Genomic DNA, 17,439 nt, shown 5'->3' with positions numbered 1-17,439 from the left:
CTCTCGTCAGGCTTTTTTTTTGCTTTACGCCAGCAATCAATGCAGGCTTCCTTTATTCCTTCAGGCAGCTTAACGGGCGGCGGTGGGTTAGCGCGGGACCGTCACCGCCGTTTCGCCCATCGCCTGGCGCGCCCGTTTCAGTACGACAACGGCTTAACCTGCAAACGGCGGCTTACCCGGTACGGGTAACAACTTTTGCCGTATAAAAAAAAGGCCGGACAGTTACCTGTCTGGCCTTGGCTATCAGTGCTGCTGTCAGTGCGGCAGCACGGCAGAATAGGGCAAATTAGCGACTACGGAAGACAATGCGGCCTTTGCTCAGGTCGTACGGGGTCAGCTCTACAGTGACTTTGTCGCCCGTCAGGATGCGGATATAGTTTTTGCGCATTTTACCGGAGATATGAGCGGTAACCACATGTCCATTTTCTAATTCAACGCGGAACATGGTGTTAGGTAACGTATCAAGTACGGTACCCTGCATTTCAATATTGTCTTCTTTGGCCATCGAATCCTCTAGGTGGACTACCTTAGTTTTGAACCGGCAAGATAATGCCGAATTTCACGTATTAAGTAAAGAATTGCGGATGAATTCACCCACATCAACCCCTCTTACGCACAACCGGCGCAGACGAGTTACGATTAAATCTGGAGTAAATAGCGTCAGCGTGGGGGAACAGCGGGCTAAGAATCTGTTTAAATCTGCTTTTCGCACGATTAAAACAGTTCTGACAAGGTGCGTTGCGATTCTCAGCCGGGTATTCCGCTTCACCATCTTGTACCGATGAAAGGCGGACGACATACCAAACGCGCACATTGTACCACTGTTCTAATCACCATGCGTGTAAAACATCTAACGATTACGCTAAAAAAGCCGCTGCGCCCGCCAGCAGTTGGCTGAAAGTGGCTGAAATGCCAGAGAACTGACATATTCAAGGTAGCTGGCGCGCGAAATTTCCTGCGCCCCCAAAGACCGGGTATGGGGATTCAGAACCTGGCAATCAATCAGTTTGCCACCCTGTTGCAGAAAGTAGTGACAAAATACCAGCAGTGCGGTTTTGGACGCATTCTCTCTACGGCTGAACATCGATTCGCCACAAAATATTTGCCCCAGCGCCAGGCCGTACATCCCGCCAACCAGTTCGTCACCGTGCCATACTTCAACAGAATGCGCATGACCCAGTGCATGCAGCCGCTGCCAGGCGTGCTTCACTTCGTGAGTAATCCATGTTCCTTCCTGTCGATCGCAGGCGCAGCCTTCAATGACTTCACGGAACCGTTGATTAAGGGTGACACGATAGGAGGAATGCTGATGGAAACGCTTCATACTGCGGCTTAGGTGAAAGTGCTGCGGCAGCAGGATCGCACGCGGATCGGGCGACCACCAGAGAATGGGGTCGCCCGGAGAAAACCACGGGAAAATGCCACGGTGATAAGCGTTTAACAGCCGCTGGGGACTCAGGTCGCCGCCCATTGCCAACAGGCCATTCGGTTCCCGCAGCGCCTTTTCAGGCGGCGGGAAGTTTAGCGATTCGCGCGAAAGCTGGATTAGCCGCATGGAAATATGCTCATGAGAACGGGATCATCACTATAGCGCAAAGCGTTGAAGAAATGTCCAGTAGCGGCCCTGTTTTGCGACGAGTTGCCGATGATTTCCCTGCTCAATCAGCTGGCCGTTATCCAGCACGCAAATTTGGTCAAAGTGCGCCAGTCCGTGCAGTCTGTGGGTGACCATAATCAGGGTTTTGCCGCTGGCAACTTTACGCAGCAGAGCCAGAATCTGCTGCTCGGTCTCCGCATCCAGCCCCTCGGTAGGCTCATCCAGCAGCATCAGGGGAGCGTTATGCAGCAGCGCCCGCGCCAGGCCGAGGCGGCGTAATTCCCCGCCGGAAAGCTGACGACCGCCTTCACCCAGCCAGGCATCCAGTCCCGCATCGTTGTTCAGCAGCTTCTCCAGCCCCACCTGACGCAGCGCGTCTGACAGTTGTTCATCCTGGCTGGATCCGGCGGCCAGCAGCAGGTTATCCCGCAGGCTGGCGCTAAACAGATGCACGCGTTGGGTCACGACGCTGGTACAGGCACGCAGTTCAGTTTCGCTCCAGGCGTGCAGCGGTTGACCGTTCAGTAAAATGCTGCCGCACTGTGGGTCCCAGGCGCGGGTCAGCAGCTGCAACAGCGTGGATTTGCCGCAGCCGGTACGCCCCAGCAGGGCGATATGTTGTCCGGCGGCAATGTCCAGCGACAGGTTTTCAATGGCAAAAGGGCCATCATCATAGCGGAAGCTGACGTTATTCAGACTCAGCGCCGCTGCATCAGGTTGTGGTGCAGTACCTTTCGCCGCAAAGGTAACCTGCGGACGCTGTGCCATAATCTCAGAGACGCGCTGCGCTGAAGCGATAACATGCCCGAGATGCTGAAATGCCGTACCCACCGGACCAAGAGCTTCAAAAGCGGCCAGCGCACAGAAGACAAACAGGGCTATATATGCGCCAGGATGGGCATCGCCGCCGACACCGCTGGCGGTTAACCACAAAATCAGCGTCACGGCAATTCCGCCCATCAGCATGACCAGCCCCTGTGACATTCCGGTCAGGCTTGCCTGTCGCCGTTGAGCGACCAGCCATGCCGCTTCAGTGGCGTCCATCCCCTGACGAAAGCGGCCAGCTGCGCCATAAAGACTTAGCTCCGTCTGCCCCTGCAACCAGCTGGTCAGGCTGTTACGGTACTCACTGCGCAGGCGGGTCAGATCGATACCAACCGGCAGTCCGGCACGATAAAATATCGGCGGCAGCAGCAGCAGGGTTAGCAGCATCAACGCTCCAAGGGTAAGCGCCAACCTGCCGTCCAGCCAGCTCAGACCTGTGGTGACCACCACCATCACCGTCAGTGCGCCAACCAGCGGCGCAATGACCCGTAGATAGAGATGATCCAGCGTATCAACGTCGGCAACCAGGCGATTAAGCAGATCTCCCTGACGGAAGCGGGTGAGACCTGCCGGTGAAAGCGGTAGCAGTTTACTGAAGGTAAATACCCGCAGATGTTGCAGTACCCGGAAGGTGCCGTCGTGGCTGACCAGCCGCTCCAGGTAGCGGGCGACGGTACGACTGATGGCCGCGCCGCGCACGCCGGCAGCGGGCAACATATAGTTGAAGCTGTAAATGCCCGCCACGCCAGCCAGCGACGTAGCCGCAAGGAACCAGCCGGACAGCGTCAGCAGGCCAATACTGGCCAGCAGCGTGGTCGCCGCCAGCAGGATGCCGCACAGCAGCCGCAAAGTATGGCGACGATATAGTTTCAGAAATGGCAGCAGAGTTTTCATTCAAGCGATCCTCCCCGTTGTGCCAGCAGCCCGGCGAAGGGGCCTGGCTGATTGGCCAGCGTATCCCAGCATCCCTGCTGCACAATTTTGCCATCATGCATCAGCCAAATCTCATCCCATTGCGCCAGACGATCCAGCTGATGGGTGATCAGCAGCGTACTTTGCGCTCTGGATGCCTCAAGCAGCGCGCGGTTAACGTGCTGTTCACTTTGCGCATCAAGGCTGGCGTCGGGTTCATCCAGGAGAAGTAACCGGCAGGGTTTCATCAACGCACGCGCAACGGCCACACGCTGAGCCTGTCCGACCGACAGCGTAGCAGCCCGATCCCCCGTGTCGCTATCGAGGCCTGCCGGCAGTCGTGGCAAGAATTCATTTACGCCAGCCAGCGCCAGCACTTGTTGCAGACGCACCTCATCGAGATGACCGCCCGGCAGAATATTCTGCCGCAGTGTGGCGGCCGGGAGGTGGGGGTTTTGTCCGACCCAGGCCAGCTGCTGTTGCCAGTGCGGTAGGGCGATATCGCGCAGTTCTGTGCCGTTAACCAACAGTGAACCGCGATAGGGCAGGTTGCCAAGTAGCAGGTTCATCAACGAGGTTTTTCCGGCGCCGCTTTGCCCCACCAGCGCGATACGTTGCCCCGGCCGTAACGTGAAATCCAGCGGCCCGGCCAGCTGCTGGCCGTCGGCGCTGACAATCGTCAACCCGGTGGCCACCAGGTTGACACCTTTGTCGAACTGCGGCGTTAAATCGCCACGTTCTGTCGCGGCCGCTTCACTCGCATCAAGAAAGCTTACTAACGCGTCAGCCGCGCCAACTGCCTGTGCTTTAGCATGATAAAAGGTGCCGAGATCGCGTAACGGTTGATAAAACTCCGGGGCGAGGGTCAACACCAGGAAGCCAGCAAACAGGGTCACCGGGCCGCTGTAATGGCCGAAATCAAATATGCCCAGGTAGGAGAAGCCAAAATAGACGGCGATCAGCGCAATGGAAATCGAGGCGAAAAACTCTAACACGGCGGAAGAGAGAAACGCCATACGCAGAACTTCCATGGTGCGCTGGCGGAACTGCTCAGAAGCCGTGGCGATGGTGGCTGTTTCCGCCGTGGCGCGATGGAACAGACGCAACGTGTCCAGTCCGCGCAGTCGGTCAAGAAACTGTCCGCTCAAACGCGACAGCGCAAGGAAGTTTCGGCGGTTAGCATCCGCAGCCCCCATACCGACCATCGCCATAAACAGCGGGATAAGCGGCGCGGTAGCCAGAAGTATCAGAGACGCAGCCCAGTTCACCGGGAACAACACCAGCAGTACCAGCAACGGGATCGCGCCGGCCAGCATCATTTGTGGCAGATAACGGCCATAATAATCCTGCATATCCTCAATCTGTTCCATCAGGAGCGTTGCCCAGCTGCCGGCCGGTTTTCCCTGAATCCACGCCGGGCCGAGATGCGCCAGCCGGTTTAACACCTGCTGACGTAACGCCTGGCGTATTGCCTGGCCCGCTTGACAACCTGCTTTCTCACGTAACCACGCCAGTAACGCGCGCCCGGCAAAACAGGCCAGCAGCAAGCTGAAGTGAACCAGCAGAGCGTTACGCGGCTGCTGGTCAACCATTAATGCCTGTAACAGCGCGGCCAGCAACCAGGCCTGAGCAAGGATCAGCAGAGTGCTCAAAATGCCTGACAGAAATGAGAGACGCAGCCAGCGCTGACCGTGCACGCTCTGACTTTTTAGCCAGCGGGTGAGAATGTGTTGCCGTGTTTTGTTCATCTGTTGCCGTATTGCCCTGTCGTAAACAGTAGAAAGGCAAAAGCCTGGAAGGATTGATGTCGTGGCAATGGTACAACGCAGAGGGCAAAAAGGCGACAATTGCTCGTCGCCCTGGTGATAATAAGCTCAAAATTTTAACAGGTTACTGATTGTTTTTAACCAGCCCGTCAAGATAGCGTTCAGCGTCAAGCGCAGCCATACAGCCGGTGCCGGCAGAGGTAATCGCCTGACGGTAAATGTGATCCATCACGTCACCGGCAGCGAATACGCCCGCAATGCTGGTTTGAGTGGCATTGCCATGAATCCCTGACTGGACCTTGATATAACCGTTTTCAAGCGCCAGCTGGCCGTTGAAAATCGCCGTGTTCGGGCTGTGGCCGATGGCGACGAACAGTCCGGCAACGGCCAGTTCTTTCGTCTGGTCGTCTTTGGTTGAACGCAGGCGCAGTGCGCTGACGCCCATCTGATCGCCCAGAACTTCATACAGCGTATAATCGGTATGCAGGATAATATTGCCGTTTTTCACCTTTTCATTCAGGCGATCGATCAGTATTTTCTCGGCTCGGAAGCTGTCGCGACGGTGGATCAGATGCACTTCAGCAGCAATGTTTGCCAGATAAAGCGCTTCCTCTACGGCAGTGTTACCGCCACCGATCACCGCAACTTTCTGATTGCGATAAAAGAAGCCGTCACAGGTGGCGCAGGCTGATACACCGCGCCCTTTAAATTCTTCTTCTGAAGGCAGGCCAAGATAGCGGGCTGAGGCTCCGGTGGCGATAATCAGCGCATCGGCGGTGTACTCGCCTTCGTCACCGGTCAGACGGAACGGGCGATGTTGCAGATCGACACTGTGGATGTGGTCGAAGACGATCTCCGTGTTAAATTTAACAGCATGTTCGTGCATGCGATCCATCAGCCCCGGGCCGGTAAGCTCATGGGCATCGCCAGGCCAGTTTTCGACGTCGGTAGTGGTGGTCAGCTGGCCGCCTTTCTCCAACCCGGTGATCAGCACCGGATTAAGATTAGCGCGCGCCGCGTAAACGGCAGCGGTATAGCCAGCCGGACCTGAACCTAAAATCAGCAATTTACTGTGTTTAGCCGTACTCATGAGACCCTCATTATTTAACTGGCAAACAGATGAGAGGATTGTAGGGAATTTGACGAGGCAAAAAAAGCATTCTGCGATTTTGTTAACAATTAATGAAAAAGGTGGCATCAATCAACTGTAGGGGTGAGTATTTTCTGACTGATAAATCCGCGGTCTGTCAGCCGTTACGGCCCAGTCAGGAGAAAATTGTCATTGAAAAACAGAGAGACAGCAGCTTGTTTGGCATGTTGTACTGATTTTGTTTGTTTTGCTTTGACAATCGGCTGCGCTTTTGCGAAAACATTATGGGAAGCAGAGACTATTCGAGAGTGAAATCCGGGGTTACGCCCGGTGTTTTGCATTTAAGGCCGAATAAACTCAGTCTGTTATTTGGAATGACGCATGGTGTGGACAGACAACATGCGTCATGCGGATAAAGTGTTTAATAACACGACAGGCTCTATGTCTTCTACTTAGATCAACCCTGTTACATTGATGTAGCTCAGGGTCTGGCAGGTAAAGGGAAGCAATATATGAGAGACAACAATGGTAGAAAATAAAAAACGACCTGGTAAAGATCTGGATAGAATTGACCGCAACATCTTGAATGAACTACAGAAAGATGGACGTATTTCTAACGTCGAACTCTCTAAGCGCGTCGGCTTATCGCCAACACCGTGCCTGGAGCGCGTACGTCGTCTGGAACGACAGGGTTTTATTCTCGGTTATACCGCTCAGCTCAATCCGCATTATCTGGATGCTTCACTGCTGGTATTCGTTGAGATTACTCTGAATCGCGGTGCGCCGGATGTGTTTGAGCAATTTAACGCCGCCGTACAAAAACTTGAGGAAACTCAAGAATGTCACCTTGTTTCTGGTGATTTCGACTATTTATTAAAAACGCGTGTACCGGATATGTCGGCATACCGTAAATTACTCGGCGAAACCCTGCTACGTCTGCCGGGGGTGAACGATACCCGTACCTACGTGGTCATGGAAGAAGTAAAACAAAGTAACCGGTTAGTCATTAAAACTCGGTAACACAGGGCAGGTGCAAAGCCTGGTAGTTTTCGCTACACTCCTGTGAATTCATACAGGTTCAGCGTCGGGCTTGTCCGGCGCTGTTTCCTTCATAGTTTACAGGCACCTGGAGATACTCTTGAGCCAGGAATACTCAGAAGATAAAGAAGTTACGTTACAAGCCTTGAGCAGCGGGCGTCGCCTGCTTGAAGCCTTACTGATTATTGTTGCTTTATTCGCCGCTTATTTGATGGTGGCTTTGGTCAGTTTCAATCCTTCCGATCCCAGCTGGTCACAAACTGCCTGGCATGAACCCATCCACAATGTTGGAGGGGGAGTGGCGGCGTGGCTCGCAGACACGCTGTTTTTCGTTTTTGGCGTAATGGCTTATGCTATTCCTCCGGTGATTCTGGGCCTGTGCTGGATCACTTTCCGGCAGCGCCATTCCCAGGACTACATCGATTATTTCGCCGTTGCGCTGCGCCTGATTGGTGTTCTGGCACTGGTGATAACATCATGCGGTTTAGCTGCACTCAACGCCGATGATATCTGGTACTTCGCTTCAGGCGGGGTTATTGGCAGCCTGTTGAGCAGTGCCATGTCTCCGTATTTAAGCGGTCCTGGCGGCACGTTAACGCTGTTGTGCGTCTGGGCGTCAGGCCTGACGCTGTATACTGGCTGGTCCTGGCTGACCATCGCTGAAAAAATTGGCGCAGTGGTGATGGGCATACTCACCTTCGCCAGCAACCGATCGCGCGGTGATGAAAGATGGCAGCAGGAAGAAGATGACCTTGACGATGAGGAGAACGACAGCGCAGCCCTGAACGCCGGTAGCAACTCTGCGCACGTTGATGATGTTCTTCTGTCGAAGCCAAAACCCGTGCAGGATAAAAACCCTGACGAACGGGGCAACGCCGCATTGCTTAATGCGGCTTCAGTGCCTGGCGCAGAAGCAACGGCAGGTCACCGGGTTGAATCGCCCACTGCCGCTGCAAAGCCCGGCACGGCTGTCAGCCAGCAGCCGGTGCCAACGCAGCAGGCGGTCGAATCTACGCCTGTTGACCCGCCGCTTTACCGCTTCGAAATGCCATCTGAGGTGCAGACACCAGCCCCATCGCTGCCGCTTGATCAAGATGACGGTCCGCCACTGGGTAACTGGCGGGATGCGCAGAACGCCTCGCCGTTTGATTTCTCAAGCGCACATGCTTCTCACCCTGCTTCAGTGACGGCTGCTGCCACCGGTGCTGCGCTGGGCGCTGTGGCGCAACCAACCAGCAACAACACGCCATTTATGCCTGGTTTTTCCGCCACCAGCGGTGACGATGCCAACCCACAGGTTAAGCAGGGTATTGGTCCTGAGCTGCCACGGCCAAATCCGGTCAAGCTGCCGACGCGTCGCGAACTGGCTTCCTGGGGTATTAAACTTCCTTCGCAGCGTATGGCTGAAGAAAAAGCGAAAGAGCAGGAGCAGACGCAGCAACCTGCAGCTTATACGTCAGAACAGAGCAGTCAGAGCGCTGCCTTGAACGATATGCGCCAATCTAGCGACGACCAGCTGGCTGCGGAAAATGGAGAAGCCCTGCAGCAGGCTGAGCTGGCCAACCAGTTTGCCGCGCAGCAGCAGCAGCGATATGCATCCGCAGTAAAGGATGAGGGGCCGGCCTTCACGTTTGATACGCGCGGTGCTTTTGATTTCTCACCGATGGATGATTTGGTAGAGGAAGGTCCTGTCGAACCGCTGTTTACACTGTCTGCAACCCCCGAAACTGAGCCTGAAGCGCAGCAGCAGTCTCAATGGCAGCAATCCGAAGTACGACAGCCGCCAGCGGCTGAAGCTGCGGCTACGGCATGGCAACAGCCGCCAGCGGCTGAAGCTGCGGCTACGGCATGGCAACAGCCGCCAGCGGTTGAAGCTGCGCGGTCTGCGGCTGCGGTGCATCAACCTGTTGGCTCTCCTGCAGCCGGTCAGCCGATCAGCCCGCAGGAACCGGATATGGACAGCCTTATCCATCCGTTCCTGATGCGCCATGAGCAGCCGACGCACAGGCCAACCACGCCGCTGCCAACCCTCGATCTGCTGGCTTCGCCACCGTCAGAGACCGAACCGGTAGACCAGTTTGCGCTTGAGCAGACCGCCCGCCTTATCGAAGCCCGTCTGGCCGATTATCGGGTCAAGGCCGAGGTTGTCGGATATTCTCCCGGCCCGGTGATCACCCGTTTCGAACTTGATCTGGCACCCGGGGTTAAAGCAGCGCGTATTTCAAACCTGTCACGCGATCTGGCCCGCTCCCTGTCGGCGGTGGCGGTACGTATCGTCGAGGTGATCCCTGGCCGACCCTATGTCGGTCTGGAACTGCCAAATGTGCATCGCCAGACGGTCTATCTGCGAGAAGTGCTGGACTGCCCGGCTTTCCGCGATAATCCGTCGCCGCTGTCAATCGTGCTGGGTAAAGATATCTCTGGCGATCCGGTGGTCGCCGACTTAGGCAAAATGCCTCACCTGCTGGTCGCGGGTACTACCGGCTCGGGTAAATCAGTGGGGGTCAATGCGATGATCCTCAGCATCCTGTATAAAGCCACGCCGAAAGAAGTGCGCTTTATCATGATCGACCCGAAAATGCTGGAGCTATCGGTCTATGAAGGTATTCCACATCTGTTAACTGATGTGGTCACCGATATGAAAGATGCGGCGAATGCGCTGCGCTGGTGCGTGGTAGAGATGGAGCGCCGCTATAAGCTGATGTCGGCGCTGGGCGTGCGTAATATTGCAGGCTATAACGAAAAGGTCGATATGGCCGATGCCATGGGGCGTCCGATCCCCGACCCGTTCTGGAAACCCACGGACAGTATGGATATGACCCCACCGGTGCTGGAGAAAGAGCCTTATATCGTGGTCATGGTGGATGAGTTCGCCGACCTGATTATGACCGTGGGCAAAAAGGTGGAAGAGCTGATTGCTCGCCTGGCGCAGAAAGCGCGTGCTGCCGGCATCCATCTGGTGTTGGCTACCCAGCGGCCTTCGGTTGACGTCATTACCGGCCTGATTAAAGCCAATATTCCGACACGTATTGCGTTTACCGTTTCCAGTAAGATTGATTCGCGCACCATCCTCGATCAGGGCGGAGCCGAGTCGTTGCTCGGTATGGGTGACATGTTGTATCTGGCACCTAACTCGTCGATCCCGGTGCGCGTGCACGGTGCCTTTGTGCGCGATCAGGAAGTCCACGCGGTGGTCAAAGACTGGAAAGCGCGTGAACGTCCTCAGTACAAAGAAGGAATACTTAGCGGAGGTGAGGACAGCGAAGGCGCGGCGGGCGGCATAGACGGCGAGGAGGAGCTGGATCAGCTGTTCGACCAGGCGGTTGAGTTTGTGGTGGATAAACGCCGTGCCTCCATTTCGGGCGTGCAGCGCCAGTTCCGCATAGGCTACAACCGTGCGGCGCGCATCATCGAACAGATGGAAGCGCAGGGCATTGTCTCGTCTCCGGGCCATAACGGTAATCGTGAAGTGTTGGCACCTCCGCCACATGAGAGATAACTCCCCGCACTGATCTGCAACTCTCAACGGGTCAGGCTTGCCTTACCCGTTGAATCTTCATCGTTTGTCCCCATATCTGCACGGTAGGATTGGAGGAAATCAGTTTTTCTCCTGTTGTTCCAGTCACTCCCTGGCTAAAGTTACCCACGTCACGCTAAACCCGAAACGGGATACAAGCGCTTCACTAAGGATGCCGTAATGAAAAAATTAATCATTTCCTGCTGTTTGCTGGCGACTTTTACTGCTGCCGGCGCGTGGGCTGATGCTACGAGCGATTTGCAACAGCGTCTGGACAAAGTAAAAAGCTTCCACGCTACGTTCGATCAGAAAGTCACAGACGGTAGCGGAGCATCGGTGCAGGACGGCGAAGGTGAAATGTGGGTGCAGCGCCCGAACCTGTTCAACTGGCACATGACCGCACCTGATGAAAGCATCCTCATCGCGGATGGTAAAACCCTGTGGTTCTACAACCCGTTCGTTGAGCAGGTTAGCGCCAGTCTGCTGAAAGATGCCACCAGCAACACGCCGTTTATGCTTATCGCCCGCAATCAGGCCAGTGACTGGAAACAGTATCATGTGACACAGAAAGGTGACGATTTCTCGCTGACGCCTAAATCTGCCGATGGCAACCTGAAACAGTTCACCATCAATGTGGCGCAAAACGGAACCATTAACCAGTTCAGCGCCATTGAACAGGACGGGCAACGCAGTAGCTATGCCTTGAAAAGCCAGAAGAATGGTCCGATCAGCGCCGATAAATTCAAGTTCACCCCACCGAAAGGCGTGACCGTGGACGACCAGCGACAGTGAGGTTGGCGTGAGTAACCTGTCCCTTGACTTTTCCCGTAATGAGTTCCAGCCACTGGCCGCGCGCATGAGGCCACGCACGCTGGCTGAATATATCGGCCAGCAGCATCTGCTGGCGGCGGGGAAACCGCTGCCGCGTGCTATCGAGGCTAGGCATCTTCATTCTATGATTTTATGGGGGCCGCCCGGGACCGGCAAGACCACGCTGGCGGAGATCATCGGGCGCTACGGCCAGGCCGACGTTGAGCGGATTTCTGCCGTGACCTCGGGAGTGAAAGAGATCCGTGAGGCGATTGAGCGTGCGCGACAAAATCGCCACGCCGGGCGCCGCACCATTCTGTTTGTTGATGAAGTTCATCGCTTTAATAAAAGCCAGCAGGATGCTTTTTTGCCGCATATTGAGGATGGCACCATCACTTTTGTTGGTGCTACCACAGAAAATCCGTCGTTTGAGCTGAACTCGGCGCTGTTATCCCGCGCCCGCGTCTACTTGTTGAAATCGCTCACCAGTGAGGATATTGCGACGGTGCTTGACCAGGCTATGCAGGATGGCGAGCGTGGCTACGGCAACGACAATATTGTCCTGCCGGAAAACACCCGTAATATGATTGCGCAACTGGTCAACGGCGACGCCCGCCGCGCGCTGAATACGCTGGAAATGATGGCCGATATGGCCGAGGTTAACGGTAAGGGCAAGCGTGAACTGACGCCGCAGCTGCTTAATGAAGTCTCCGGAGAACGCAGTGCGCGTTTTGATAATAAAGGTGACCGCTTTTACGACCTGATTTCTGCCTTGCACAAGTCGGTGCGTGGATCTGCACCGGATGCGGCGCTCTACTGGTATGCGCGTATTATCACGGCGGGCGGCGACCCGCTATACGTGGCGCGGCGGCTGCTGGCGATTGCCTCGGAAGATGTCGGTAACGCAGACCCGCGTGGTATGCAGGTGGCTATTTCTGCCTGGGACTGTTTCACCCGCGTTGGCCCGGCCGAAGGGGAGCGGGCGATTGCGCAGGCGATTGTTTATCTGGCCTGCGCACCAAAAAGCAACGCGGTTTACAACGCTTTTAAGGCAGCGCTGCGCGATGCGCGCGAAAGCCCTGATTATGATGTTCCTGAGCATTTGCGCAATGCGCCGACCAAATTGATGAAAGAGATGGGGCTGGGAGCAGAATATCGCTACGCTCATGATGAAGCCAACGCCTACGCCGCCGGGGAGAACTATTTCCCGCCGGAACTGGCGCAGACGCGATATTATCAGCCGACATCGCGCGGGCTGGAGGGCAAGATTGGTGAAAAGCTTGCCTGGCTGACGGAACAGGATCAAAATAGCCCGATAAAACGCTACCGCTGATGGTGGCGTTGCGGTAAGGTTAGCAATGAAATCAACGTATTCACATTGTGGATGCGTCCCCCTCTTTTTTACTCAATAACTATCCACAGGACAACCATGCTCGATCCCAATCTACTGCGTAATGAGCCAGACGCAGTCGCTGAAAAACTGGCACGCCGGGGCTATAAGCTGGACGTTGACACGCTGCGCGCGCACGAAGAACGCCGCAAAGTATTGCAGGTTGAGACAGAAAATCTGCAGGCTGAGCGTAACTCACGATCCAAATCCATCGGCCAGGCCAAGGCGCGCGGGGAAGATATCGAGCCATTGCGTCAGGAAGTGAATGCGCTGGGTGAACGCCTGGACGCGGCAAAAGCAGAGCTGGATGCGCTGCTGACCAGCATTAACGACTTTTCAATGGCAATCCCAAACATCCCCGCTGATGTGGTGCCGCTGGGCAAAGATGACAGTGAAAACCAGGAGATCGGCCGCTGGGGTGTACCGCGTAAGTTTGACTTTACCGTGCGCGACCATGTTGAACTGGGTGAACGGGCTGCGGGCCTGGATTTTGCCGCAGCGGTTAAGCTCACCGGCTCACGTTTTATCGTAATGAAGGGCCAGATAGCGCTGATGCACCGCGCCCTGAGCCAGTTTATGCTCGATCTGCACACCGAACAGCATGGCTATCAGGAAACCTACGTGCCTTATCTGGTCAACCATGCCAGCCTGTATGGCACCGGCCAGTTACCGAAATTCGGCGAAGATCTGTTTCATACGCGTCCGCTGGATGAAGAAGCTTCCAGCAGCAATTATGCGCTGATCCCCACCTCTGAAGTGCCGCTGACCAATCTGGTACGCGATGAGATTTTGGAAGAAGAATCACTGCCGTTGAAAATGACCGCGCACACGCCTTGCTTCCGTTCCGAAGCCGGGGCCTATGGTCGTGATACGCGTGGACTGATCCGCATGCACCAGTTCGATAAAGTTGAAATGGTGCACGTCACGCGCCCGGAAGATTCAATGGATGCACTGGAAGAATTGGTCGGGCATGCTGAAAAAGTCCTACAGCTGCTTAATCTGCCGTATCGCAAGGTGCTGTTATGCACCGGAGATATGGGCTTCGGTGCACAAAAAACCTACGATCTTGAAGTGTGGTTGCCGGCGCAGGATACCTACCGTGAAATTTCTTCCTGCTCGAATATGGGAGATTTTCAGGCTCGGCGTATGAAAGCACGCTGCCGGCCTAAGGGCGAAACAAAAACTCGCCTGGTGCACACCCTTAACGGTTCCGGACTGGCCGTGGGGCGTACCCTGGTGGCGGTGCTGGAAAACTATCAGCAGGCCGATGGACGTATCGAAGTGCCGGAAGTTCTGCGCCCTTATATGAAAGGTTTAACCTTCATTGGTTAAGTCTGCGCGCTGATGATTTCGCTATTCAGTGATTAAACCCGTCGCCGGCGGGTTTTTCACATTGAGCGCATAGTCCAGTCCGCACTTGCCATCCACAGGTCAGTGCAATTTACTGGCCGCGCTGCATCAATAACCTTACCAAATCTCTTGATATAAAAATGGTAGGTGAATGGATTTTGTAAAGCTGCGCCAGTGTTATTTTTACGCCCGGCGTATTTATTGAATGTTTTTTTGCCAATCTGGCGAGGTTAAGAAATGAATACTCCGGTTTTACGCCGGCGAAATCTATCAATTCCTTTTCGGAAATCTCAACTTCATAATATTTATCCAGAACTCTTCCTGAGCCATATCGTCAACTGATAAAATGTTCAGCTAAATTAAATAACGTTGCCAGTGGTAAAAGAAAAGCCGTACCCTTTAACTTAGTAAGGTGTTCTCTGTTTTTCAGGGGAGTGATGATGATGATATTAACTATCACCGTGGCCAGCGTATAAAATAAAGTGTAAGTGCTGAAATGATTTAACCAACCAAAGACCAGCAATACCAGTGCGAATGCAATAATTTCTCCCGTGCGCCTGCTGTGAAAGATAACACTGGATGTAATGAGATACAGGCAAATCATTATTAATGTTAGCGCAATACTCATGGATTTGATATTCCGTGGCAGGTTTGACATCCGCTGTTGCCACCGCCCCCGCTTCCTAAAAATGCCTGAGTGGCACCGTGTGCACTCTGACCAGGTACTCCTGCTGCTGCTGGCCCGACAAGCGGATTGAGGCCTCCGGCGACGAAGCCGCCCACTCCCTGGAAAATCACCTTCGAGGTGCCTGACGAATTATTGGGCGCTGATGCACAGGCATTGCCGATGGCCACTATTTTCCACTAAATTGATATTCATTCCTGCCAGCATAGAAGTGGTGCTGGTTCGCTCTTTCTTATTAAGAAAGCGACTTTTAGCGATAATAAAGTCTTTAGAGAAGCCCTGGCTCAAATTTATCTCTGGATTAACCGCAAAAATAACTTTACCGGATGTTGTATAAGCCGTGTGGTCGTTAGAGAATTTATCCTTGGAAATGCCATCAAGATAGCCAATTGAAACGTTAAGCAGCAGAGGATCATAGATCCAGTTAAGGACTGCGCCTAATACGTAACGGTTGATCAATCCATTTTTTGCATTAACGCCACCAAAAATAAGCGTAAAATCGGAGAGCCGGTACAATTGGTAACTGGCACCAACGCCCGCACCATTAAATCTGTATTCATTTTTATTCGAGCTGGTATTATTTTCGCTGGCGTATTGAGTATTTACCCGCTGTCCGTTTAACGTTGCTGATAACGCAAGCTCACGAGTTGCAACATGCAAGTAACGTCTTATGCTGCCCTCTGCTGCAGACGTTTTACGTTAATATGGCTGCCTGCTTTAAAATTTTTCCATCTCCAGATGCCGTTCCTGCAGCTCCCGTTGCTCTATGCGCCGTTTTTGTCACCCAGCGTATTGACTCTGCCGTGAAGCAAAACAGATGATGGATAATTCATGTTACAGGCTGGTATTTGACTATAAATCAATGAAACGAACCGGGTGCCAGGTGATATTAGCGTGTTACCATCCCGGTGTAGGCAGAATCATTAAATCGGCGAAGTGCAAATCGTGCTATTGCTGTTTTATTACGCTTTTCCAATCGTCAGCGCGGTGGCATGATGCGCGCAAAATATCACCCCGTTTCGGTTACTCACTATTATGTTCACCTGGTCACGCCCTGTTCTGGTATTGCTCTGCGGCCTGCTGCTGCTGACGGTTTCTATCGCCGTGCTTAATACTTTGGTTCCGCTATGGCTGACGCATGACGCCTTACCCACCTGGCAGGTGGGCATCGTCAGCTCTTCTTACTATTGCGGCAATCTGTTGGGCACGTTAATCGCTGGCTGGGTGATCAAACGCTACGGGTTTAACCGCAGTTATTACTTTGCCTCGTTGCTGTTTGCACTGGCGATTGTCGCACTGGGGTTAGGAACCGGCTTTGGTTTATGGGCCTTGTGGCGTTTTATTGCCGGAATTGGCTGTGCGCTGATTTGGGTGGTGGTAGAAAGTGCGCTGATGTGCAACGGCACTTTGCATAATCGTGGGCGCATGCTGGCCGCTTATATGATTGTCTATTATCTCGGCACCGTGATCGGCCAGCTGTTAGTCAGCAAGGTCTCCACCGAATTGATGCATGTATTACCATGGGTGAGCGGCGTGGTATTGGCGGCGATCCTGCCGCTGGTATTCTGCCGCGTAACGGCCAGCCGGGGCGAAGAAGAGCTGCCGGCAGGGCGGATGTGGCTGATGTTGCGCCGCCGCAGCGCTCGTCTGGGGATCAATGGCTGTATTATCTCGGGTATCCTGCTCGGCTCACTGTACGGTTTGATGCCGCTTTATCTTTCGCATCAGGGGATGAGCGATGCCACCGTCGGCTACTGGATGGCGCTGCTGGTCAGTGCAGGCATTATTGGTCAGTGGCCGGTGGGGCGCCTGGCGGACCGCTTCGGCCGCCTGCTGGTGCTGCGCGTGCAGGTGTTTGTTGTTATCCTCGGCGCTTTGGCGATGCTGAGTCATGCCGCCATGGCTCCTGCGCTGTTTATCCTTGGCTGTGCCGGATTTACCCTCTACCCGGTAGCGATGTCCTGGGCTTGTGAAACGGTGGCAAATCACGAGCTGGTGGCGATGAATCAGGCGTTGTTGCTGAGCTATACCGTGGGCAGTCTGGTTGGCCCGGCAATGACGTCAATATTAATGCAAAATTACTCCGACCGTCTGCTGTTTGTGATGATTGCCGGTGTGGCACTGGTCTACCTGGTGATGTTACTACGCAAGACCGATCGCCATGCTACGCCAATAGCACATGCATAAGAGAAAAGCGAAAAAGGCTTCGCCCGTTTAATCCATGACGTAGTGGCTATAGCCTTCCAGAATATGCGTTTTCCGTTGTCTGGTTCCGACTGCCACGCAGCGGGTGCTCTTGCTCATCGCCAGCCATTTATGCTTACCGGGTTGATGACAGGGAGCAGTTCTGTCTGCTCGACGTTAACACTCTGACGGGTGAATTTGTCCCGTCTATGTGCTGATTAAGCGCCGTCGGCGCACCCAATACCACGACATAACGGATCCAGGGGCGGATGCGG

At 54.4% G+C, this 17,439-nt stretch carries 13 protein-coding genes and 1 pseudogene; 7 read left to right on the top strand and 7 right to left on the bottom strand.

What is annotated here, in order from left to right; genetic code table 11:
* Positions 1-286 precede the first annotated feature (286 nt).
* The 5 genes from infA to trxB form a co-directional block, all read right to left on the bottom strand.
* Complete coding sequence (gene infA, locus EPYR_RS11495) at positions 287-505, bottom strand: translation initiation factor IF-1 (RefSeq protein ID WP_002211347.1); 219 nt, start codon at positions 503-505, stop codon at positions 287-289.
* Between the two features lie 357 nt (positions 506-862).
* A complete protein-coding gene (gene aat, locus EPYR_RS11490; protein WP_012668571.1) occupies positions 863-1,555 on the bottom strand; it encodes a leucyl/phenylalanyl-tRNA--protein transferase in 693 nt (230 codons plus the stop codon).
* 30 nt (positions 1,556-1,585) lie between these two features.
* On the bottom strand, positions 1,586-3,316 hold the full coding sequence (gene cydC / locus EPYR_RS11485; RefSeq protein ID WP_012668570.1) for a heme ABC transporter ATP-binding protein/permease CydC: 1,731 nt from the start codon (positions 3,314-3,316) through the stop codon (positions 1,586-1,588).
* A complete protein-coding gene (gene cydD, locus EPYR_RS11480) occupies positions 3,313-5,082 on the bottom strand; it encodes a heme ABC transporter permease/ATP-binding protein CydD (protein WP_012668569.1) in 1,770 nt (589 codons plus the stop codon). Before cydD ends, cydC begins: the two co-directional genes overlap by 4 nt.
* A 142-nt stretch (positions 5,083-5,224) precedes the next feature.
* The gene (gene trxB, locus EPYR_RS11475) at positions 5,225-6,190 is read right to left on the bottom strand and encodes a thioredoxin-disulfide reductase (RefSeq protein WP_014539135.1); all 966 of its coding nucleotides are present in this window, start codon (positions 6,188-6,190) and stop codon (positions 5,225-5,227) included.
* A 525-nt stretch (positions 6,191-6,715) separates the two neighbouring features.
* On the opposite strand from trxB, the gene lrp reads away from it, so the two are divergent.
* From lrp to serS, 6 genes and pseudogenes are all read left to right on the top strand, one after another.
* Positions 6,716-7,210, top strand: a complete 495-nt coding sequence (gene lrp, locus EPYR_RS11470; protein ID WP_004156893.1) for a leucine-responsive transcriptional regulator Lrp — start codon at positions 6,716-6,718, stop codon at positions 7,208-7,210.
* Positions 7,211-7,328: 118 nt separating this feature from the next.
* Positions 7,329-8,939: pseudogene (locus tag EPYR_RS21545) on the top strand (DNA translocase FtsK 4TM domain-containing protein); the annotation flags it as partial.
* A 243-nt stretch (positions 8,940-9,182) separates the two neighbouring features.
* On the top strand, positions 9,183-10,727 hold the full coding sequence (locus tag EPYR_RS21540; RefSeq protein WP_414738039.1) for a DNA translocase FtsK: 1,545 nt from the start codon (positions 9,183-9,185) through the stop codon (positions 10,725-10,727).
* 198 nt (positions 10,728-10,925) lie between these two features.
* Complete coding sequence (gene lolA, locus EPYR_RS11460) at positions 10,926-11,537, top strand: outer membrane lipoprotein periplasmic chaperone LolA (protein WP_012668566.1); 612 nt, start codon at positions 10,926-10,928, stop codon at positions 11,535-11,537.
* Positions 11,538-11,544: 7 nt separating this feature from the next.
* A complete protein-coding gene (locus EPYR_RS11455) occupies positions 11,545-12,888 on the top strand; it encodes a replication-associated recombination protein A (RefSeq protein WP_012668565.1) in 1,344 nt (447 codons plus the stop codon).
* A gap of 96 nt (positions 12,889-12,984) precedes the next feature.
* On the top strand, positions 12,985-14,277 hold the full coding sequence (gene serS, locus EPYR_RS11450; protein ID WP_012668564.1) for a serine--tRNA ligase: 1,293 nt from the start codon (positions 12,985-12,987) through the stop codon (positions 14,275-14,277).
* 352 nt (positions 14,278-14,629) lie between these two features.
* Here the strand turns inward: serS and EPYR_RS11445 are convergent, their stop codons facing one another.
* Complete coding sequence (locus EPYR_RS11445; protein WP_012668563.1) at positions 14,630-14,923, bottom strand: hypothetical protein; 294 nt, start codon at positions 14,921-14,923, stop codon at positions 14,630-14,632.
* Between the two features lie 189 nt (positions 14,924-15,112).
* Positions 15,113-15,640, bottom strand: a complete 528-nt coding sequence (locus tag EPYR_RS11440) for a hypothetical protein (protein ID WP_012668562.1) — start codon at positions 15,638-15,640, stop codon at positions 15,113-15,115.
* A 375-nt stretch (positions 15,641-16,015) separates the two neighbouring features.
* Between EPYR_RS11440 and EPYR_RS11435 the strand changes: the two genes are divergently transcribed.
* Positions 16,016-17,167 (top strand): MFS transporter, encoded by a 1,152-nt coding sequence (locus EPYR_RS11435; RefSeq protein ID WP_012668561.1) that lies wholly within the window; start codon positions 16,016-16,018, stop codon positions 17,165-17,167.
* The last annotated feature ends 272 nt before the right edge of the window (positions 17,168-17,439 follow it).

It is taken from the genome of Erwinia pyrifoliae DSM 12163 (assembly GCF_000026985.1).
Taxonomy (GTDB): domain Bacteria; phylum Pseudomonadota; class Gammaproteobacteria; order Enterobacterales; family Enterobacteriaceae; genus Erwinia; species Erwinia pyrifoliae.
Note: the sequence above shows the minus strand (reverse complement) of the source record. Positions and strands in the feature narration are given on the sequence as shown.